Below are 20,904 nucleotides of genomic sequence, written 5' to 3'. Positions count from 1 at the left end.
TGTTTACGGGGCTTAATTTAATCTTAGCTATTGACCTGAAAAACCAACTTTTAAAAGCTCTTATCTTCCGCGATCTTTAGTATACTTGTTATCTGATTACTTTTCTGTAATCTGCGGTACAAACTCCTAAATTTCAGCACTAAATCAAGTAATTTTGTCAATATTTAAAAGACATCTTAGAGATAGTTTTTCGTCACAACAAAACTTTGTCGATAACTTTTGTTTCCGAATCAAATTCGTAAACAATGGGAACTCCTGTAGCTAGTTCTAATTTGGGTACTTCTTCTGGGGATAAATCATCTAAATCCATAATAATGGAGCGTAATGAGTTGCCGTGAGCAGCCACCAAAACCGTTTCACCATTTTTAATATGAGCCAAAATGCGATCGCGCAAAAAAGGTAAAACTCGTGTTTTAGTATCTTCTAGACTTTCACCACCAGGGGGAGGAGTGTCATAGGAGCGTCGCCAAATATGAACTTGCTCTTTACCGTACTTGGCTGCGGTTTCTGCTTTATTTAAGCCCTGCAACTTACCATAGTAACGTTCATCTAAATCGGAAGCGGGGAAGATCGGTAATTCTTGAGTGTGATCCCCTTCATATTTATCCCAACCATGCCAGTTGGGATCGTCAGCAGCGTGTTGGATAATCGGGGTTTTTTCGCCACAAATTTCGTCGCATTCAGTCAAAGTGACAATTGCCGTTTCCATCGCTCTCATCAGCAAGCTAGTAAAACAGACATCTACCTGATAGTGCTTTTCTCTTAGTTTACAGGAAGCTATGGTCGCTTCGGCACGTCCCCTTTCGCTCAAAGGTACATCTACCCAACCCGTAAACTTGTTTTGGGCATTCCAGAGGCTTTGTCCGTGACGAATTAGAATTAGTTTGCTCATGAGGCTTTTTTGAGAGTATGAATCTTGAGAAAATTAGTTCCTTGGGATATTTGGGTAGGAATACCGCCCATAATTAAGATTTGCTCTCCTGAGTGCGCCAATTGTTGGTCAATTAGATAGTTTTCAGCGATCTCTACTAATTCTTCAAAAGTCGTTCCTTCACGATCTATATAGACTGGTTTAACCCCCCACACCAAATTAAGACGGTGATAAACATCAATACTAGGAGTAAAGGCAACTACCATCGCTTTCGGACGTTCTCCTGAAGCAATTTGAGCCGTGTAGCCAGTAGCTGTGAAACAAGCAATATAGCGCAGGTTTAAAATCTGATCGATGGCATTGAGAGCCTCACTGAGAGCATGGGTTTGATCTGTGGTTGCAGGTGGGTTATTAACGAATTGCAGCTTGGGTTCAATGCTAGAGGCAATTTTGGCTAACATGGACACTGATTTAAGGGGATATTTCCCAACGGCGGATTCTCCCGACAACATCACCGCATCTGTCCCATCGATAATCGCGTTAGCTACATCACTAGCTTCAGCACGGGTGGGACGAGGATTGTGAATCATGCTGTCCAGCATTTGAGTAGCAGTAATCACGGGGATATTTTTCAGGTTGCACTTACGGATAATTTCTTTTTGTAAAAATGGGACTTTTTCTGGGGTAATTTCCACCCCTAAATCTCCGCGAGCCACCATCAAACCATCACATTCAGCAATAATTTCATCCAAATGAGCGATCGCTTGAGGTTTTTCAATTTTTGCCATTACAGGAATATCCGCCTGGCGTTCGACTAAAAACTGCTTTAAAAAACGAATATCTTCTGCTTGTCGGACAAAACTAAGTGATACCCAATCAATCCCCTGGGAAATCCCAAATTCCAAATCTTTTTGGTCTTTTTTCGTCATCGAAGGTAACCGCAGATTTAAGCTTGGTAAATTAACCCCCTTACGGCTTTTGAGAGTACCTCCTTCCACCACCTTACAAATTACTGCCTCCCCATCAACGGCAAAAATTTCTAACTCTAGTAAACCGTCATCTAACAAGATTTGTTCTCCTGGTTTAGCTTCTTCGGCTAAGTAAGGATAGTCAATACAAACTGTGTCGGAAGCACTTCGATCTTCCGACTGAGGAACTAGAGTCAACTTTTCCCCTACCTTGAGGACGATCCCTTCATCTGGCAGCATTCCCACTCTAATTTTGGGACCTTGGAGGTCTTGTAAAATAGTAATCGGCGTATCTAACTCTTCTGAAACAGAGCGTAACAGACCAACCATTTCAGCATGAGCTTCATAACTACCGTGGGAAAAATTGAGCCGTGCTACATTCATTCCTTGCTGTACCATCTGAACGAGCGTTTCCCGCGAACTGCTAGCAGGACCAATAGTAGCGACAATTTTTGTACGATGCATCATTAATTTAGATAAAAGAGCGTAATGCAAGCAGGAAAGGAAGGGGAAGCAGGTGGCTCTTTGCTGGTAGTTTTAGGGGTGTGTACTTGTAATCGAGAAACACGTTCACCGTGAATCAAAAAATTTTCATTATTCAGAAGAGAACCAACAAGCAACGAACCACGAGCTACTAACAATTAACTTCTAATTCATCCCTCATCCTTCATTCTTGATCCCTAATTAATAGGGCCATTTCCAGCCAGTTACTTCCGATCTATCCATACCCTGTTCGTGAGCATAAGCTAGATTGTCAATAATTTCATTTCTCATGCGTTCTCTAACATAAGCTGCGCGAGAACCCAAAGAAGGAACGCGATCTATGACATCGATAACTAAGTTAAAGCGATCGATTTGATTGAGAATCGCCAACTCAAGAGGTGTATTGATATTACCTTGTTCTTTGTAACCTCTAACGTGGATTCGGTCTTGGTTAGTGCGACGATAAGCTAGTTTATGAATTAACCAGGGATAACCGTGGAAGTTAAAAATAACAGGTTTATCAGCAGTAAAGAGAATATCAAACTCTTTGTTAGACATCCCGTGGGGATGCTCCGTTTCATTTTGTAGTTTATACAGGTCAACCACGTTAATAAACCTAACTTTGAGATTGGGGAATTCTTCTCTCAGAATTGCTGTAGCTGCTAGAGATTCCATTGTGGGAATATCACCACAACAAGCCATAATCACATCGGGTTCATCTGGGGTTTTTCCGCAATCATCGTTACTCGCCCAGTCCCAGATACCAATACCTTTAGTGCAGTGCTTGATTGCCTCATCCATTGTCAGGTATTGTAAGTGCTTCTGTTTGTCAGCCACTATTACGTTGACATAATCTTTACTCTTCAAACAGTGATCGGCAACCGAAAGCAAGCAGTTAGCATCGGGTGGAAAATAAATGCGAGTTACATCAGCACTCTTGTTGGTTACCAAATCTACAAAACCAGGATCCTGGTGAGAGAAACCATTATGGTCTTGTCGCCATACCAAAGAAGACAGCATTAAGTTAAGAGAAGACACTGGCGCACGCCAAGGCACGTGATTTTTACAGATATCCAACCATTTAGCGTGTTGGTTAAACATCGAATCAATGACGTGAACAAAAGCTTCATAAGTATGGAAGAAGCCGTGTCTACCTGTAAGCAGGTAAGTTTCCAGCCAGCCTTCTAAAGTATGTTCGCTCAACATCTCCATAACACGACCGTCAGGAGACAATTGACTACCATCTTCATCTTCGGGTAGGTAGTCCGCCATCCAGGTTTTTTTAGTAACTTCGTAGATATCTTGTAAGCGGTTAGAAGCAGTTTCATCAGGGCCGAAGACGCGGAAGTTGGTCATATTGTTTTTCATGACATCCCGTAGAAACTTACCTAGTACTCTAGTGTTTTCCACTTCTACTGTGCCTGGTGTTTCCATTTCGATGGCATAGTCGCCAAAATCTGGCATTTTTAAATCTTTGCGTAACAAACCACCGTTAGCTATGGGGTTAGCACTCATGCGTCTGTTCCCAACAGGTGCTAATTCTTTAAGTTCGGGGATCAATGTTCCGTTCTCGTCAAACAATTCCTCTGGTTTGTAACCCTTCATCCATTCTTCGAGGAGTTTCACATGTTCGGGGTTAGAATGCATTCCCCCCATTGGTACTTGGTGCGCTCTCCAAAAACCTTCTACCTTATGACCATCTACTTCCGATGGACCTGTCCAGCCTTTGGGTGTACGCAGAATAATCATCGGCCAACGAGGGCGAAATGCTTTATTCTGGCTACGAGCTTCCTCTTGAATCTCCCGAATTTTAACGATACACTCCTCCATGACTGCTGCCATTTTTTGATGCATCTTTTCGGGGTCTGAACCTTCTACCACATAAGGAGTATAACCATAACCTTTAAATAAATTTTCTAGCTCTTCTGGGCTAATACGCGACAGGATAGTCGGGTTAGCAATTTTATAACCATTGAGGTTTAAAATCGGTAATACTGCCCCATCGCGCACTGGATTGAGGAATTTATTGGAATGCCACGCTGTAGCTAAAGGGCCTGTTTCTGCTTCGCCATCGCCCACGACACAAGCTGCAATCAAATCAGGGTTATCATAAACTGCACCATAAGCATGAGATATGCTGTAGCCTAATTCTCCTCCTTCATGAATTGAACCTGGAGTTTCAGGAGTACAGTGACTACCAATATAGCCAGGGAAAGAAAATTGTTTAAAAAACTTTTGCATTCCCTCAGCGTCTTCGCTTTTCTCAGGATATACCTCAGAATAAGTTCCTTCGAGATAAACTGGGCCTAATACCCCAGGCGCACCATGTCCTGGCCCGGCTAAATAGATAGCGTTGAGATCGTATTTTTTGATTAAGCGATTGAGGTGAATATAGGTAAAGCTAAGAGCAGGTGATGAACCCCAATGTCCTAATAAACGCTGTTTGATTTGTTCGGGCTTTATAGGTTCTTTTAATAATGGGTTGTCTCGCAGATAAATCATGCCCACCGCGAGATAGTTGCAAGCACGCCAATAAGCGTCTATTTTTTTAACTTCTTCAGATGTTAAAGCTTGTCTTGATGTTGAGTCTCTAGAGGGAGTAGCTACCATAAGTTTTTTTTAAATTGAAGAGTAAGATACTAATTTACCTTATTACGATTAGTTTAAGGGTCGAAAGTTAACTAACCGTTAAGTCAAATACTATGAAACTCCTAATGTTAAAAAAGATTAGACTGAACTATTTAATAAAAAATTCCGAATTTTCTACAAGGAAGGTCAGGAAAAAAATTGTTTTTGAACAATAAATATAAGATTAATTAATATTTTATATAAGTATTAGAAATTTCCTGAAAGTTTTACTATAGTCTATTTTCTATGCTTAACCTTTAATCAATAAATAATAAATTCAAAATGAATTTATTATTTATCTGAGGACTAAAATACTTATGGCAAAACAGACATTTTTCTAATTAATATATTTAAAAAGCACGTTAAATAAACTAGATTGGTTAAAAGGTTTGACTAAATAGTCTGTAGCTCCTACTAGCTTCGATTTAGTTAAATTAACTAATCCTCTCTCTCCTGTTAACATCACAATAGGTGTTGTTTTGAATTCATGATGGTTCCGCAAAAGGCTACAAAGTTCATAACCACTAATTTGAGGCATATCAATATCTAAAAAAATAACCTGTGGTTTAAACTCCATTAATTCTGCCAGAGCATTCATCGGTTTAGTAATTTTAGCTACCAAAAACATATTATGCTCCAATATCTTTTGTATTTTTTCTTGAATAGCCGTACTATCATCAATACAAGCTATTCTCCATTGTTTATCGATAATTTGAATTGTTTCTTTGCCATCTGCATTCTGTTTTGATTCTCCACCAGTTATCGACCAATCTTCTGGCTCTGCTGTGATATTTTCAAATAAGTTTTCAACAGGTAAATCGGGCAATTTATCAAAAGGTTGTTTGGGGCTTCTAATAATGACACTACCATCAATAATAGCTGGATAAAGTAAGCGTGCTACAATCAATTCGTCTTTATCAATCAAAGCACTAATTTGACGAAAATTAAGTCCTTTGAGCAATTTACACAGAGTTTGATTCTGCTCTGCCGTTAAATTAGGAATATTATTAGTTCCTTCCGAAGCTAAATACAAACGTTCGTAAGTAGATTGAACATGGGTAGTGAAGATTTGCCATGCTTGTATTCTCTTTTGACACTGATCTATATAAGAGTTGACATCAAAAGAACATAATTCTGTAAGAGGGTGTGGTTGTTTGACAAATTTATAAATCAGTGGTTCGGGTAAACATAACAAAGATTCAATAACTTCTCTAACCAGTCTTCTCAATAACGTAATGATTTCCGTAGGTTGTAGCTCTGTTTTTCCTGAAGCTAACCATAAAATACCCTGGTAATCGGAGGGGTTTTCTATATACGCGTCAACACTATTGTTAACCTTTTGGCGTACTTCTTTAATAACCCGATTGCTTAAATGAGAATTTTGGTTACTTAAACGACGTAGATGACGTTCTAACCTTTCAAAAGGAGCAAGGGAATTGGTTGCATAATATAATTTACCTTCCCAAAAATAAAGAAAGAAACTAACAGAAGAAAATGTATCACAAGAGACTTGTAAACAACCCTTAGCTTTAGAATTAGCCAAGTGCTTTAAAAGATTCTCTATTGTTACATCGGAAGCCCGTGTAATATCTTGCTCCATGATTACCATTTAAGATTAACTAATTTCTGCGTTCTTATAGAGTTAATGAAATCGCAATAACCATAGAATACCCATCTCGAATCCTTGAGGTAACATTTTTGTGACGAGAATTTAGTAATTTTTTAAGGCAATTGTTAATTGACGATCAAGCAGTCACAGATTTATTCTGCCTTAAGAAGAACGGGTAACTTATAAACTCGCGGAATGTGATTCCAAAGACATCTCCTCCGCAGACAGCACGTAACCGTTGCCTAATCTTGGAGATAGCAGCGTACTCGAAAAAAAAGTTTTCTCAGCCAGTGCGTGGTCAGACTTGGTGACTCTTTGCCTTAATTAACTATTGCCAAAAAACACTTTTTGTGATCCAATTAGGGCAAATAGAAATGGATTCGTTAGAATAGTTTTAGCAAGATTCGGATTTTACATAATCATAATTCTGACCAACCATTAACCATCTCTCATAGTAAAATTTACTAATTCCCATAACAACAAAATACTAAATACCAAAACTGCACCATAGGTGTAAACAGCAGCTTAAGTAAATTAAATAATAATAATGACAACTGAAAATATACGTCTCCGTTCTGAATTTCTCAACACTCAAGTAATCGCCCGTAACACTGGGAAACGGTTGGGGGTTGTTAAAGAAGTATTAGTAGATATGGATCGCAGAGAAGTAGTTGCTTTGGGTTTGCGAGACAATTTACTTTCAGTTTCTGGCATCCCCAAGTATATGTATTTGAATAGTATTCGTCAGACGGGGGATGTCATCTTAGTTGAAGATGAAGATGTCGTAGAAGACATAGACATAGAGCTATATAGTAAATTGGTCAAGTGTGAGGTTGTTACAGAAACTAATCAACCTTTGGGAAAAGTTCGCGATTTTCAATTTGATGCGGATGATGGTAAAGTGCAAGCCATTACTATTGCTTCTTTAGGAATTCCCCAAATTCCCGATCAACTGGTAAGTACCTATGAGTTATCTATTGACGATGTAGTTACTAGCGGGCCAGATCGCTTAATTGTATTTGAAGGCTCAGAAGAGCGATTAACCCAAATTACAGTAGGTTTATTAGAGCGTCTTGGTTTGGGTACTCCCATTTGGGACAAAGAAGAAGAATACTATCCCCCTACAATTAAGGCGGAGAATCAATTGGGTACTGGCGCACCAGAAAGACCGCCAATTGCTACTCCTGTAGAAACCAGAACTCCTGTAATGGAAGAGGAAGAACGTTGGGACGACGATCGATGGCAAGATGCTCAAGTCGTGCCTTCCGTGCAACAGAAGGCCCAAGCTATACCCTATGAAGACGACTATGAAGAAGATAACTGGGGAGATGTCGAGGATCGAGAAGAAGAAGTTTACGATGCTCCTAGCTATGAACAACCAGTAGCTCCTGCAAAAGAATACGATTATGGTGGTGATTCTTCAGATGATATGTGGGATAACGATGATAATCCTCAACCTTACAATCCAAAACCAGTTAACATCCCTGAAAAGAAAGTAGAAAAAGTGCCTGAATATGAAGAAGAACCTGGTTAAGATTTAAGAGCGAATTAGCAATCTAAAATTAAGTAAAAGGGTGGGCATTGCTCACCCTTTTGATCTGAAAAGTTTATCAGGAAAGGCGTTCGCTTTGTCGCAATGTTGGATTAATTTATTTCAATAAAGCTTCTCCACGGCGAAATAACTCCCTAGCGTAATCAGTCCAAGTACCTTGTCCCCAATAGCGGAAACAACTGGTTTCGACTAACAACAAATAAAGTAATGCTTCTAAATACTCCGCACTTTGAGTTACAGAAGGGTCTTTTGCAACTTCAGCATCATATTTAGCGTGGAACATAGCACTTAATTGATTCATGGGTTCTAAAACATTTTCGTAACCCTTGACCCAACTTAAATCATCAGTCCAAGATGCGCCGTCCATGTGGAATTGATGGTCAGTTGCTTGTAAATCTTCAATAGCTTTAGCCACTGCTTCAGGAGTAACTTTATTGGTGTCTACTTGATTCCAGATTTTATGTTGTCCCACTGCTTGACAGGTAGGATAATCTTCTGGTTTAACTCCTTTGGCTTCTAACAGTTCAATATACTCTGTACCGTTGAAACCAACTACACCTAACCCGTCAATTTCATGCCAAACAGGTTTAAAATCGCGAGCGTATTCATTCATCATTACCCCGCCATTTTCTCCGTCAGCAATTTGAGAAACACAACAAGGTGCTTCAATATCGCCTAGTTTTTGCTTACCTCTTCCTTTAGCTTCATGGAAAGGCTGCATTTGCGCGACTAACTTAGTATCTGAGCCTTGGGTTTTAATTAAAGCGGTAATACTAATCGTTTCTCCTTTGGAGTTACGCGCAATTAAACGATTGGGAACATATTTATCATCGTGCCATAATCCCGAACCGTCTAATCTTTCTACAGAATGTTCTTGTACGAGTAACCAACGATATCCACAATCTTTTAACGCCTTGATGTATTCGTAGAGAGTATCGGGATTATTAGGTAAATGCATTTCTGGAGGAGAAAAACCCTTAACTCGTTTTAGTGCGGATTCACCAAACATAGCAGCAAAGTAGTGTTGCCAAGCTTGGATTTGTAATTTAATGTCAGGAATAGGGGTAGAAGGTACTACTGCGTGTGACCACATTGTACCCAACCACTCTACATAAGGTTGATACTGCTCATTGCAGGTAATGTTTTTCAGGTTATCAATAATGTCATCCCTTCCCATTTGCTGTAAACCCCAGAGAAGATTTCAGGTAATGTTTTTCAGGTTATCAATAATGTCATCCCTTCCCATTTGCTGTAAACCCCAGAGAAGATTTCCCGAGTAGTCCAACATGATGCGAGGGTTTTTTCCTTCCGCGACTAATTCGGGTATCCAGTCCGTCATACGGCTATAACACCAAGCAAAGACACCAGCGTTATGGTTATCCCCTTCTCCTTGATGTTCAAACATATATTGCAGATTACAAATCAATTCCCCATTAGCACCTGCGGGAATAGTGGGTTGATGCATATGGAGAGCGCAAGCAAACCCTGCATTGATCTGATCTAGATTGAGGTTGCTATCGTTAAGAAATATAGGCTCGTCATGATTAACTAATTGACTAATTTTCTTCTCGTCTCCGCAAATATTGGGAAGTCCAAAGCGAGAGATTTCTGATGTGTTTGAAGATAGTGCAGTTGCAATCATTTATTTCCAATGGATACTACTGTTCAGTGTGATGATATCGGCAAAATAGAGAAAAAGTAGCTTAAGATTTATTATTGGTTAATGAAGTTTTTAAGTATCATAAATGGTTACTCGAGTGTCGAGAAAGAGATTGATTGGAATCCATAGAAGATAATTTAAGCTGAGATTGGGGAAAATTACGATCTGGTAATTCCTTTTCGAGATGGCGCAAACGAGGTACTTGAAAAGCGATCGCAACTATGATTAAATTCAAAGTTCCTAGTAAAATTAAGAGTAAAGAAATACCTGCTCTTTGATCGATGCCACTACCAATAAACCTGCCCAAAAATCTCTCTAAAAAGCTTCCTTGGCTCATCAGAGGATTTAAGACATTATCTACTAAGGGACCAGCAGTAATATAAGCACAGATGGCTAAAGCCCTTTCCAAACTCTGCTGCAAAGCAAATACTCTACCCTGTAAACGGGCTGGCACTTTACTCTGCCAAATGGCTTGATTAGAGCTAATGATAATAGGTTGAGCAAACAAGTAAAGAAAAATTCCCAATGCCAAGACAACCAAAGAGATTTTTAAACCCGCGCCCAGAGTAACCAGTCCTTGTAGAGCAATACAAGCCAAAATAATTAAAACACGGTTTTTTCCGCCTCCCCAAACACTCATTAGCAAGCTACCCACTAGCACCCCACAACCGCCAATAGATAAAATACTTCCCAATCTTTCGGTAGAATTTGGTTCATAGAGTAAGGGCCATAAAATTACCTCTAGCATTCCAGTTGTGAAGTAACTAATAGCAACAAAACTCAACAAACGTAATAGTCCTGGTCTAGTAGCAATATAATTCCATCCTGAAATAGTATCGGTTACAAATTGTTCGATGGGCGATCTTTTTATTAACTTAGTTCTTTTAAGATTAGGAAACCTAACTGTAGCCAATGATATGATAGCGATGACAAACGTTACGGCATCAATCGTTAAAATTCCCTGTAAACCCACAAATTTCATCAATAACCCTGCAATAAAAGGAGAAGCTATTTTTGCCACTCCAATGGAGACTTGAACCATTCCATTAGCTCGGCTGAGGTGTTTTTGAGGAACAATTTGCGAGATCGCTGCTAGATAAGCAGGTGTTTGAAATGCATTAAAAATAGAAGTGATCGTAATTGCAATATAGATATGCCAAATAGCTAATTTCTGAGTAGTCACCAAAACCATAACAGCGATCGCCACTATTCCCGTAACGGTATCACTAAGAACCATTGCAGAGCGACGATTCCAACGATCTATAATCACCCCTGCGAAGGGAGAAACAACTACTTTAGGGAGATAAATTAAGAGAATAGTAATGGCAAACTGGGTAATTGTTCCCGTCTCGCGATAAGTTTGTTCTAAAATCCAAAAACCCAATGCAAACTCTGTTAGTTTAGAACCTAACAAAGAAATGAGTTGTCCGAGCCAAACAATCAAAAAAGTCCGCATAGAGCAGAGAAATTGTTAATATGATTTAGTTTAATCAGCATTTATACCCTGCGAGAAGGCAACAAGCTCCAAGTATTTTAACCTTAGTTTGCCAAAAAGTTCTTAGAGAAGACCAATAGGGGGATAATAAAATCTAATTTTAAATTAATTGAGGTATTCAATAACGGCGTAAAATGATGGCTAACAAAACAGACTACTACTCTATTTTGCAAGTATCACCTAAAGCGACTCCAGAAGACATTAAAACGTCATTTCGTCGTTTAGCACGCCAATATCATCCAGACTTAAATCCTCATAATCCAGAAACCATAGAACACTTCAAACAGATATCTGAAGCCTATGAGATTTTATCGGATAAGATAAAACGTCGCCGTTATGATAGCGATCTCCGATTACAGCAAAAACAACATTCTTACCAGAAAAAGCAAACTTATACTTCTCGCCCTCGCAAAAGTGAGCCAGTACCAGAGACACAAAACTCTAATGCTCAAGATTGTTTCTTTCGTGGTGTGGCAAAATCGAAAAATAAGCAATATCAAATAGCGATCAAAGAATACTCCAAAGCGATCGAATTAGACCCCAAATTTATCGATGCTTATCTCAAAAGAAGTGAAATACGCTACAAATTAGGAGATAATCAAGGGGTTTTAGATGATTGCTACCGCGTAATTCAAATCAAATCTTCTGTGCCTAAAGCCTATTACTATCAGGGAAGAGCGCGTTTTAGTTTAGGTTACGTACAGGCTGCGGTTGACTCTTACAGCAGAGCTATTAGCCAAGAACAAAATTATGCTCAAGCTTATTATTATCGAGGTATTGCCTACCAAGATTTAAGAGATCACCTTTCTGCTATTGAAGATTGGCAAGTAGCAGCAGAATTATTTCGTGCTGAAGGAAATTATGGCGCGTACAGTCTCACAAAAAAGAAAATTAACTCTCTTGGTAAAAGTAGTTTTACCCTTGGTTGGATTTATTCGCAAATAGTCGAGCTATCAAACAACGCCTTGGTGACATTAATCTCTTACATTTTTAATCCTGTAGGTGGATTATTACCAGCTTTTGCTCGTTTATCATACTCTCAGGCTATGGGTGTTGCTCTGATCTATGGTGTGGTTGCCGATCTTTGTTTAACTGGTAGTAGTTATTTGCTTGTAGAAACATCTCAACAACTTTTACCCGCAGTCTCTTCTTTGAGTGTTGGACAACTACTGTTTCTCAACTTTTTTCCCTTTATTGGTTTAACCTTAATTAGTGGTGTACTCCGTCTGATTGACAATACCAGAGGAAATTTAGCTCAAGATATGTTTTTGGCGGGGACTTCTTTTCTTCCGTTAGGATTGTCTTTTTTGGCTATGGGATTTATTGCCACCCCTCAAGGTACTCCAGTTTTCCCTTTACTAACGTTACTAATTTTTGGATTTTCTTACGGAATTTTAACTTTGTATACAAACTGCACTCAAATCCTTAAATTCTCAGAAGCAAAATCTACCCTTCTCGTTCCTTTAATGACTGCAATCAGCTTAGGATTTTACTATTTAACTCAATATTTTTTATCAAGCTAACTTTATGGTGACTACTGTTCGGGCGAATGACCATTCACCCCTACTGATATCAAGACTACTGAGTCCTATAGTCGTTCCAATTAATTTCCTTACGTTGTTAAACATTGGTAAAAGGATGAAGGATGCCTATCACGGATACCGCTTCCCTAAAGGATAAAAAGTAGTACTGAGTAACTTGTGGTTTCTATTTGAAATTACTATAACTTCAATAAGATATATTTACTTTTGCGACAATTCTACATTGATTGCGTATTCACTTTTTTAACCTCATCCATAATGTTACAATCATCTCCATAGCTAGGGGTGCCTGGAAAGAAAAGGCTGAGATATACCCTTAGAACCTGAGACTGGTTAGCACCAGCGGAGGGAAGCTGTTTATTGAGGAAATATTATGAGAATAGATTGGGTTGCAAAACGCAGAGGACAAAATAATGTCTCTCAAATGCATTATGCTCGTCAAGGACTAATTACTGAAGAGATGCATTATGTGGCAAAGCGAGAAAACTTACCCACCGATTTAATTCGTGATGAAGTAGCAAGGGGTAGAATGATTATCCCTGCAAATATCAATCACACTAACCTAGAGCCGATGTGCATTGGTATTGCTTCCAAATGCAAAGTAAATGCCAATATCGGGGCTTCTCCTAACTCTTCCGATATTACAGAAGAAGTTGCCAAGCTTGATCTAGCTGTTAAATACGGTGCTGATACTTTAATGGACTTGTCTACAGGAGGCGGTAATCTGGACGAAATTCGTACAGCAATCATTAATGCTTCACCAATTCCTATTGGTACTGTACCAATTTATCAGGCACTAGAAAGCGTACATGGTGATATGGATAAGCTCTGTGCTGATGACTTTCTGCAAATCATTGAGAAACACGCTCAACAGGGTGTAGATTATATGACCATTCACGCAGGTATCTTAATTGAACACCTGCCTTTGGTCAAAAATCGCCTTACAGGTATTGTATCTCGTGGTGGTGGTATTATTGCTCGCTGGATGTTGCATCATCACAAGCAAAACCCTCTTTATACCCACTTTGATGACATCATTGAAATTTTTAAAAAATACGATGTATCTTTTAGCTTAGGTGATTCTCTTCGTCCTGGCTGTACTCATGATGCTTCTGATGAAGCCCAGTTAGCTGAACTTAAAACCCTTGGTCAATTAACTCGCCGTGCTTGGGAACATGATGTGCAGGTTATGGTAGAAGGGCCTGGTCACGTACCGATGGATCAGATTGAGTTTAACGTTAAAAAACAAATGGAAGAGTGTAGCGAAGCACCTTTCTATGTTTTAGGCCCTTTGGTAACAGATATTGCTCCTGGTTACGACCATATTACCTCTGCTATTGGTGCTGCGATGGCTGGTTGGTACGGTACAGCAATGCTTTGTTATGTTACTCCTAAAGAACACTTAGGCTTACCTGATGCAGAAGATGTACGTAATGGCTTAATTGCCTATAAAATTGCTGCTCATGCTGCGGATATTGCCCGTCATCGTCAAGGAGCTAGAGATCGGGATGATGAACTGTCTCAAGCTCGTTATAACTTTGATTGGGAACGCCAGTTTGAACTTTCTCTCGATCCTGACAGAGCTAGAGAATATCACGATGAAACTTTACCAGCAGATATTTACAAGACTGCGGAATTCTGCTCTATGTGTGGCCCTAAATTCTGTCCTATGCAAACTAAAGTAGATGCTGATGCTTTGAGTGAGTTAGAAAAATTCCTAGCTAGAGAAGAAACAGTGACTAGCAGTTAAAAAATACTTGATTGATATTAATTAATTGACAATTTTGGGGCGCACTTAATTTGTTTGAAGTGTGCCTTTTTTATTGCCTGAACTATTAAAACGCCTGATGTGAATTACCTTCGCTTTAAACTTATACCGTTTATCAAAAGTAATAAGAGACTTAGTTTAAAGTAAAAAATAAAAAGTCAAAAGCCATAAGTCAAGAATGACAAATTTTTCAGAGTCTAATTGTAATAGTAAATAATTTGGTCATGTATTTAGCTAGTGCGCGAGAATTAGTATTATTAGTTCGTAGCTATAAGCTGTAAGCTTTCTTGCTATAAGCTAAAGATAAATTCACCTTTGAAAAAAGTCTATAGGTATTATTCTCGCTCTTCTCGTAACGCCGAAAAGCTTTCTTTGACGATGATTTAGGCTATATCAAAAGTAATTTCAATTCACATTAGACGTATTAAAACTATCTATTAAGCTTTACGTTCCCAAAGAAACTTTCTTTCTGATTCTTTAATCGGAACATCGTTAATACTAGCTTCGCGTCTTTTCATTAAGCCATTTTCGGCAAATTCCCAATTTTCATTACCGTAAGCACGATACCAAAAACCACCATCATCGTGCCATTCATATTCAAAACAAACAGAGATACGATTATCCATGAAGCTCCACAGTCTTTTTTTAAGGCGATAATCTAATTCTTTGTCCCATTTTCTTTGTAAAAAAGTAACAATTTCTGCTCTACCATTAATAAATTCTGCACGATTACGCCATTGAGAATCAACAGTATAGGCTAAAGATACCTTTTCAGGATTACGAGTATTCCAAGCGTCTTCGGCTGCTTGAACCTTTGCTGTTGCAGTTTCTAAAGTGAATGGTGGTAATGGAGGCTTCGTTTCCATGATTTGCGCTTAATAACTCTTGATTTGTTGCTATCTCTTTTAGTTTATACAGTTTCGTTTGTCAATAATCTACCTGTTGAAATAGACAGGGATTACAGGAAAATGCGATCGCTATTTGTTCCAGACTTTAACTATTGCTAGAGGTCTATATAACGAAATCAATGATTTTTGAATACCTGTCATTTCTAACAGGTAATAGTAGTTTTTTCCTTTGAATTTTATTTCTTTCCTGTAACTATCACTAGAGTTAATAATTTGGTAGCAAACTATACAGGGAGCAGGAAAACTAAATCATAACCTGTTAATAATTTGACCGAGAAATCAGCATTCAAAACTAGAAATGCGATTCGGTAATTGTGAATGAGAACTTAACCAATGAAGAAGCATTACTCCGTTATAGTTATAGGAGGCGGTCAAGCTGGTCTTTCTATTAGCTATTGCTTAAAGAATCAAGGCATTGACCACATTGTCTTAGAAAAAAACCAAATTGGCTACTCTTGGCAAGCAAAACGCTGGGATACTTTTTGTCTAGTCACTCCCAATTGGCAATGTACCCTTCCTGGTTATCATTATCCAGGGAACGATCCCAACGGCTTCATGGAAAAAGATGAAATCGTTAACTATATCCAAGAATATGCTAAATCTTTCAACCCACCAATCAAAGAGGGGGTAGAAGTTTTCAAGGTAAGAAAAAATCAGCCTGGAGGATTGTTCGAGTTAAGTACCTCTCTTGGCAACTATACAGCCGATCAAGTTGTTATAGCCACAGGTAGCTACCATCAGCCAAAAATACCCAGAATGGCGGAAAAACTGCCTGAAGATATCTTACAGTTGCATTCTTCTCACTATAAAAACCCCCAATCTTTACCAGAGGGAGAGGTTTTAGTAGTAGGTACTGGTCAATCAGGTTGTCAAATCGCTGAAGATTTGCACCTAGCGAAAAGAAAAGTTCATCTGTGTGTTGGTGGCGCACCGCGATCGCCTCGTCGCTATCGGGGTAAAGATGTGGTGGATTGGTTAGACCAATTAGGATACTACGATCTCACCATTGAAAACCATCCTGATAAGGAGAACGTCAGAACTAAGACCAATCACTATGTTACTGGTCGTAGTGGCGGTCATGAAATCGATCTGAGAACCTTTGCTAAAGAGGGAATGCAACTATACGGTTCTTTAAAAGATATTAAAGAAGACAGCTTAGAGTTTAAGCCTAATCTCAAGCAAAATCTAGATCGTGCTGATGAAGTAGCTGAAAGTATCAAAAAAACTATCGATGAGTACATCACAAAGAAACAAATATCAGTACCAAATGAATCACCTTATCAATCAGTTTGGCAACCAGAAACAGAAGTTTTAGAACTAAACTACAAACAAACCAATATTAGTTCTGTAATTTGGTGTATTGGTTATCAAGCTAACTTTAGCTGGATTGAAGTACCTGTCTTTGACGGGTTAGGTTATCCCAGTCACGATCGCGGTGTCACTAGCGTTAGAGGCTTATATTTTCTGGGACTTCCTTGGCTATATACCTGGGGTTCGGGAAGATTTTCAGGAATAGCCAGAGATGCTGAATATTTGTGTGATTACATCGCTGATAAAATGAAATATGCCTATCCTGGTACGCTATTGGCGGTTAATGAAGCTGCAATTGGCTCGTAGGTAGGGGCGGTTCGCTAACCTAACCTACATGAATTTGTATTACAACTATCGGAGAAATCTAAATTATGCCTGACGTTACTACCCCCGCCCATAAAGCTGGTGATTTTTTTGTAGATTACGAAGAAAAAGTATTTCCTGATGTGCAAGCTGAACCTGGAGAAAAAGCTTTAGTTACCTTTCACACTGTTGCTTTTGAAGGCTCGATTGGCTTAGTTAACTTATTACAAACTACTCGTTTAATCCGTAAAGGCTTTGAAACTTCTGTATTGTTGTATGGTCCTGGTGTAACATTAGGGGTACAACGAGGCTTCCCTAAAATTGGGGATGAGGCTTTCCCTGGACATCAGGCGATGAACAACCAGTTGGTAAAAATTATGGAAGAAGGCGGTAAAGTTTATGCCTGTCGTTTCGCCTTACAAGCATTATATGGACATGGTGAACCCTCTCTAATTCCTGGGATTACTCCGATTAATCCTTTGGATGTTTTAGATATAGTGTTACTACATCGCAAAGATGGTTCATTTATCTTAGATACTTGGACAACGTAAACGAAGGATTGAAGGATGAAGGATAAGGACTGAGGATCGACTAAACCTTAAATTGGAAAACCTTATTGTTTGTCTTTCGAGAATTCTTGATTTCCTTATCCCTCATAATTCATAATTTATCCTTTCTAAAAATGTTACGTACCGTTAAAGCAGCAGCCGTCCAGATATCTCCTGTATTGTATAGCCGTGAAGGAACAACCGAGAAAGTCTTAAGCGCGATCGCTGATGCAGCTAAAGAAGGGGTGCAATTAATTGTGTTCCCTGAAACTTTTATCCCCTACTATCCCTATTTTTCCTTTATTCAGCCACCAGTGTTGATGGGAAAAGAACATATGCGCTTGTACGAACAGGCGGTAGAAGTTCCGAGCCCTGTTACAGAGGCGGTAAGTAAAGCAGCCAAGGCTAATAATATGGTGGTAGTTTTGGGAGTTAACGAACGCGATGTTGGTTCACTATACAATACCCAGTTAATCTTTGATGGGGATGGGACTTTACTTTTGAAGCGACGTAAGATTACTCCTACCTATCACGAACGCATGGTATGGGGACAAGGAGACGGTTCGGGATTAAAAGTATTAGATACGGCTGTGGGAAGATTGGGTGCTTTAGCTTGTTGGGAACATTATAATCCTCTCGCTAGATATAGCCTGATGGCGCAACAAGAACAAATACACTGCGCCCAGTTTCCAGGTTCGATGGTAGGACAAATCTTTGCCGATCAGACAGAAGTAACTATCAGACATCATGCACTGGAGGCTGGTTGCTTTGTGGTTAACTCTACTGGTTGGTTAACTCCCGAACAAATTGCGGAAATTTGTCCTGAAGAGAAATTACAAAGAGTTTTAACGGGTGGTTGTTATACCACAATTATCTCTCCTGAAGGCGTTCCTCTATGTGAACCCATAACCGAGGGTGAAGGTATGGCGATCGCAGAATTAGACTTTTCTTTGATTACCAAGCGCAAGCGCATGATGGACTCTGTGGGACATTATTCCCGTCCCGATCTCTTGCAACTTCAGGTTAATAGCGATCGCTACAATGTTTGGCAGCAAACTACAGCAAATTCTCCTCTGATTTCAGAACAAGAGCATTTTGCTAATGGTAAATCAGTTATGCCAGAATCACCCAAGACAAATAATCAACAACCAATGACCAACAAGCAATGACTAATGAAGAAAAACGAAAGTTAATTACAGAATTACAGTCCCAGGGTTTACAGTTAGTCAATCAAGATACGGGTGCATCAGGAAGAAAAGGCGGTGCAGGGCCTTCAGATCACAAAGCTGTTACTGTAGATGGCACAACAGTAATGATACCTGTTTATAACGGCGTTGCAGCAGAATCCCCATATACCACCGTAGAGACGCGACAGGGCATACAAGCTTTTGAGGAAACCTCAAAAGACAGCCCCTCAAATTTCGCGTCTCTACAAAAAAACGGCAAAACAATCGCCTCTCTAGACTTTCCCAACCAGCCCAAATTTTACAACCTCAAAACTGCTGAAGGAATTCCTTATAATCAGATTGCTTTATTACACAGTCATAACGTCTTAGCTACCACTGTTTTACAAACCTGCATTCGTTACAGCAACCGTAATACTTCCTGTCAATTTTGCGCCATCGGACAATCCTTAGAAGCAGGGAAAACCATCGCTCAAAAACTCCCCGAACAGCTAGCAGAAGTAGCAGCAGCAGCCGTCGAACTCGATGGAATAGAACATTTAGTAATGACCACAGGGACACCCAACACTACAGATAGAGGTGCAGCTTATTTAGCCCAATGCGCCCAAGCGGTAAAAGCCAGAGTCAACTTACCCATTCAAGCACAGTGCGAACCTCCCAATGATTTTGTTTGGTTTACCAAGATGAAAGAAGCGGGTGTTGATAGTTTGGGAATGCATTTAGAAGTAATTGAGCCAGCAGTGCGCGATCGCATTATGCCAGGAAAAGCCAAAGTATCTCTGGATTATTACTTTGAGGCATTTGCAGCAGCAGTTAAGGTTTTTGGTTGGGGACAGGTAAGCACCTATATTCTGGCTGGTTTAGGAGATAGCTTAGAGACAATTATCAACACCTGCGATCGCTTAATTCAAATCGGTGTTTATCCTTTTGTAGTTCCCTTTGTTCCCATTACAGGGACACCTTTAGCCAATCACCAACCCCCCAGCAGTGAGTTTATGTATGCCATCTACGAAAAAGTAGGTGCAATGTTAAACAACGCAGGTATGTCTTCCGAGGATATTAAAGCAGGTTGTGCCAAATGTGGGGCTTGTTCGGCGTTATCTGTGTTTGAAAATATCAACGATCGATAATCATACAGACGTTCCGATCTATCTTAATAATCACCAACTATCAATAATCTTATAGACGTTCCGATTTGTATTGGAAAATACCAACCATCAATCATCGTACAGACGTTCCGATGGAACGTCTCTTCTAAGAATGACTAAATACCAATTCAAACTAGCCCTATCCCCAACAGAAATAGCAGCTTACTATCAACTCAGACAAGAAATATTTTGCCAAGAACAAGGTATTTTCCAGCAAAGCGATCGTGATGAAGACGACACCATTGCTTATCCCATTATTGCCATCAACAACAAAAACCAAGTTGTGGGAGTAGTCAGAATTTATGAAACCAGATCGAGACTTTGGTATGGGGGCAGATTAGGCGTACATCAAGATTATCGTCGAGTAGGACGTATTGGTAAAGGATTAATCGACAAAGCCGTTACTACCGCTAATGCTTGGGGCTGCGATCGCTTTTTAGCCACAGTTCAATTACCCAATGTGCGCTTTTTTCAGAGGTTGCATTGGAATTCTTTAGCAGAAATGACGATCTGCGATCGTCCTCATCATCTTATGGAAGCTCAACTAAATTTTTATCCCCCTAATGACGAACCTCGTCCCGCTTTACAATTTGTGTCTACAGCTTGTCAAAAGGTTTAGAAATTAAATATTCCAAGAAAAAGTTTTAGTTAATTCTTAATTATTATTTCTCGTTATTTTTATGACAAAAAATTAAATTATATAGCAATCTTTATGTCATGAATTTAATAGTAATTAGCATAAAGATTGCCATATATATAATTTATATTAAATAATGCTCACTCTAACTCTGAATTGTATTTACAGCGGTTTGCATCTAAATGTGGGACAATCAAGCATTGTAAAAGTAGATCGTAAATGAAAGCTTATTCGGTGGATTTTCGAGAGAAGATAGTCAGCGCGATCGAGAAAGGTGATAGTTCAGTAAG

The 20,904-nt window shown here is 39.3% G+C and carries 14 protein-coding genes, 1 pseudogene and 1 riboswitch; of the genes and pseudogenes, 8 read left to right on the top strand and 7 right to left on the bottom strand.

The genetic code is table 11. The features are described from left to right. Positions 1–193: 193 nt before the first annotated feature. From H1P_RS12135 to H1P_RS12120, 4 genes are all read right to left on the bottom strand, one after another. Positions 194–892, bottom strand: a complete 699-nt coding sequence (locus H1P_RS12135; RefSeq protein ID WP_144867397.1) for a 2,3-bisphosphoglycerate-dependent phosphoglycerate mutase — start codon at positions 890–892, stop codon at positions 194–196. Next, positions 889–2,304 (bottom strand): pyruvate kinase, encoded by a 1,416-nt coding sequence (gene pyk / locus H1P_RS12130; protein ID WP_144867420.1) that lies wholly within the window; start codon positions 2,302–2,304, stop codon positions 889–891. The genes H1P_RS12135 and pyk overlap by 4 nt, the downstream gene beginning before the upstream one ends. 219 nt (positions 2,305–2,523) lie before the next feature. Further along, on the bottom strand, positions 2,524–4,932 hold the full coding sequence (locus H1P_RS12125; RefSeq protein ID WP_144867395.1) for a phosphoketolase family protein: 2,409 nt from the start codon (positions 4,930–4,932) through the stop codon (positions 2,524–2,526). Between the two features lie 355 nt (positions 4,933–5,287). Beyond that, complete coding sequence (locus H1P_RS12120) at positions 5,288–6,550, bottom strand: response regulator (protein WP_144867393.1); 1,263 nt, start codon at positions 6,548–6,550, stop codon at positions 5,288–5,290. A 556-nt stretch (positions 6,551–7,106) separates the two neighbouring features. Here H1P_RS12120 and H1P_RS12115 point away from each other — a divergent pair. Further along, a complete protein-coding gene (locus tag H1P_RS12115) occupies positions 7,107–8,093 on the top strand; it encodes a PRC-barrel domain-containing protein (RefSeq protein ID WP_144867391.1) in 987 nt (328 codons plus the stop codon). A 115-nt stretch (positions 8,094–8,208) separates the two neighbouring features. Here the strand turns inward: H1P_RS12115 and H1P_RS12110 are convergent. Together H1P_RS12110 and H1P_RS12105 are read right to left on the bottom strand one after the other, a co-directional pair. Then, a pseudogene (locus tag H1P_RS12110) lies at positions 8,209–9,753 on the bottom strand (glycosyl hydrolase family 57). Between the two features lie 97 nt (positions 9,754–9,850). Further along, positions 9,851–11,227, bottom strand: a complete 1,377-nt coding sequence (locus tag H1P_RS12105) for an MFS transporter (protein ID WP_144867389.1) — start codon at positions 11,225–11,227, stop codon at positions 9,851–9,853. A gap of 173 nt (positions 11,228–11,400) precedes the next feature. On the opposite strand from H1P_RS12105, the gene H1P_RS12100 reads away from it, so the two are divergent. Both H1P_RS12100 and thiC read left to right on the top strand, forming a co-directional pair. Then, positions 11,401–12,789, top strand: coding sequence for a J domain-containing protein (locus tag H1P_RS12100; protein WP_144867387.1), 1,389 nt, complete (start codon positions 11,401–11,403; stop codon positions 12,787–12,789). Between the two features lie 289 nt (positions 12,790–13,078). Next, positions 13,079–13,175, top strand: a riboswitch (TPP riboswitch). A 5-nt stretch (positions 13,176–13,180) separates the two neighbouring features. Then, entirely contained in the window at positions 13,181–14,557 is a 1,377-nt protein-coding gene (thiC, locus tag H1P_RS12095; protein WP_144867386.1) for a phosphomethylpyrimidine synthase, read from the top strand. Positions 14,558–15,012: 455 nt separating this feature from the next. Here thiC and H1P_RS12090 read toward each other — a convergent pair whose 3' ends face one another. Next, entirely contained in the window at positions 15,013–15,441 is a 429-nt protein-coding gene (locus H1P_RS12090; protein ID WP_144867384.1) for a nuclear transport factor 2 family protein, read from the bottom strand. Between the two features lie 375 nt (positions 15,442–15,816). Between H1P_RS12090 and H1P_RS12085 the strand changes: the two genes are divergently transcribed. The 5 genes from H1P_RS12085 to H1P_RS12065 all read left to right on the top strand — a co-directional run bounded on the left by H1P_RS12085 (position 15,817) and on the right by H1P_RS12065 (position 20,596). Further along, entirely contained in the window at positions 15,817–17,100 is a 1,284-nt protein-coding gene (locus tag H1P_RS12085; protein WP_144867382.1) for an MSMEG_0569 family flavin-dependent oxidoreductase, read from the top strand. Between the two features lie 65 nt (positions 17,101–17,165). Further along, positions 17,166–17,648 (top strand): MSMEG_0572/Sll0783 family nitrogen starvation response protein, encoded by a 483-nt coding sequence (locus tag H1P_RS12080; protein ID WP_144867380.1) that lies wholly within the window; start codon positions 17,166–17,168, stop codon positions 17,646–17,648. A 131-nt stretch (positions 17,649–17,779) separates the two neighbouring features. Further along, a complete protein-coding gene (locus H1P_RS12075) occupies positions 17,780–18,814 on the top strand; it encodes a Nit6803 family nitrilase (protein WP_246141640.1) in 1,035 nt (344 codons plus the stop codon). Next, the gene (locus H1P_RS12070; protein ID WP_144867378.1) at positions 18,811–19,959 is read left to right on the top strand and encodes an MSMEG_0568 family radical SAM protein; all 1,149 of its coding nucleotides are present in this window, start codon (positions 18,811–18,813) and stop codon (positions 19,957–19,959) included. The genes H1P_RS12075 and H1P_RS12070 overlap by 4 nt, the downstream gene beginning before the upstream one ends. A gap of 130 nt (positions 19,960–20,089) precedes the next feature. Continuing rightward, positions 20,090–20,596 carry an MSMEG_0567/Sll0786 family nitrogen starvation N-acetyltransferase gene (locus H1P_RS12065; RefSeq protein WP_144867376.1) on the top strand — a complete coding sequence of 169 codons (507 nt, stop codon included), beginning with the start codon at positions 20,090–20,092 and terminating at the stop codon, positions 20,594–20,596. Positions 20,597–20,904 lie beyond the last annotated feature (308 nt).

The sequence above is a fragment of the Hyella patelloides LEGE 07179 genome, from assembly GCF_900659865.1.
Classification (GTDB): Bacteria; Cyanobacteriota; Cyanobacteriia; order Cyanobacteriales; family Xenococcaceae; genus Hyella; species Hyella patelloides.
The sequence above is the reverse complement of the archived record's forward strand: the minus strand, read 5'-3'. Positions and strand labels throughout refer to the sequence as shown.

Coding starts and splice junctions, on each gene's coding strand:
- H1P_RS12135 (WP_144867397.1), bottom strand. CDS start 892: ATGAGCAAACTAATTCTAATTCGTCACGGACAAAGCCTCTGGAATGCC.
- pyk (WP_144867420.1), bottom strand. CDS start 2,304: ATGCATCGTACAAAAATTGTCGCTACTATTGGTCCTGCTAGCAGTTCG.
- H1P_RS12125 (WP_144867395.1), bottom strand. CDS start 4,932: ATGGTAGCTACTCCCTCTAGAGACTCAACATCAAGACAAGCTTTAACA.
- H1P_RS12120 (WP_144867393.1), bottom strand. CDS start 6,550: ATGGAGCAAGATATTACACGGGCTTCCGATGTAACAATAGAGAATCTT.
- H1P_RS12115 (WP_144867391.1), top strand. CDS start 7,107: ATGACAACTGAAAATATACGTCTCCGTTCTGAATTTCTCAACACTCAA.
- H1P_RS12105 (WP_144867389.1), bottom strand. CDS start 11,227: ATGCGGACTTTTTTGATTGTTTGGCTCGGACAACTCATTTCTTTGTTA.
- H1P_RS12100 (WP_144867387.1), top strand. CDS start 11,401: ATGATGGCTAACAAAACAGACTACTACTCTATTTTGCAAGTATCACCT.
- thiC (WP_144867386.1), top strand. CDS start 13,181: ATGAGAATAGATTGGGTTGCAAAACGCAGAGGACAAAATAATGTCTCT.
- H1P_RS12090 (WP_144867384.1), bottom strand. CDS start 15,441: ATGGAAACGAAGCCTCCATTACCACCATTCACTTTAGAAACTGCAACA.
- H1P_RS12085 (WP_144867382.1), top strand. CDS start 15,817: ATGAAGAAGCATTACTCCGTTATAGTTATAGGAGGCGGTCAAGCTGGT.
- H1P_RS12080 (WP_144867380.1), top strand. CDS start 17,166: ATGCCTGACGTTACTACCCCCGCCCATAAAGCTGGTGATTTTTTTGTA.
- H1P_RS12075 (WP_246141640.1), top strand. CDS start 17,780: ATGTTACGTACCGTTAAAGCAGCAGCCGTCCAGATATCTCCTGTATTG.
- H1P_RS12070 (WP_144867378.1), top strand. CDS start 18,811: ATGACTAATGAAGAAAAACGAAAGTTAATTACAGAATTACAGTCCCAG.
- H1P_RS12065 (WP_144867376.1), top strand. CDS start 20,090: ATGACTAAATACCAATTCAAACTAGCCCTATCCCCAACAGAAATAGCA.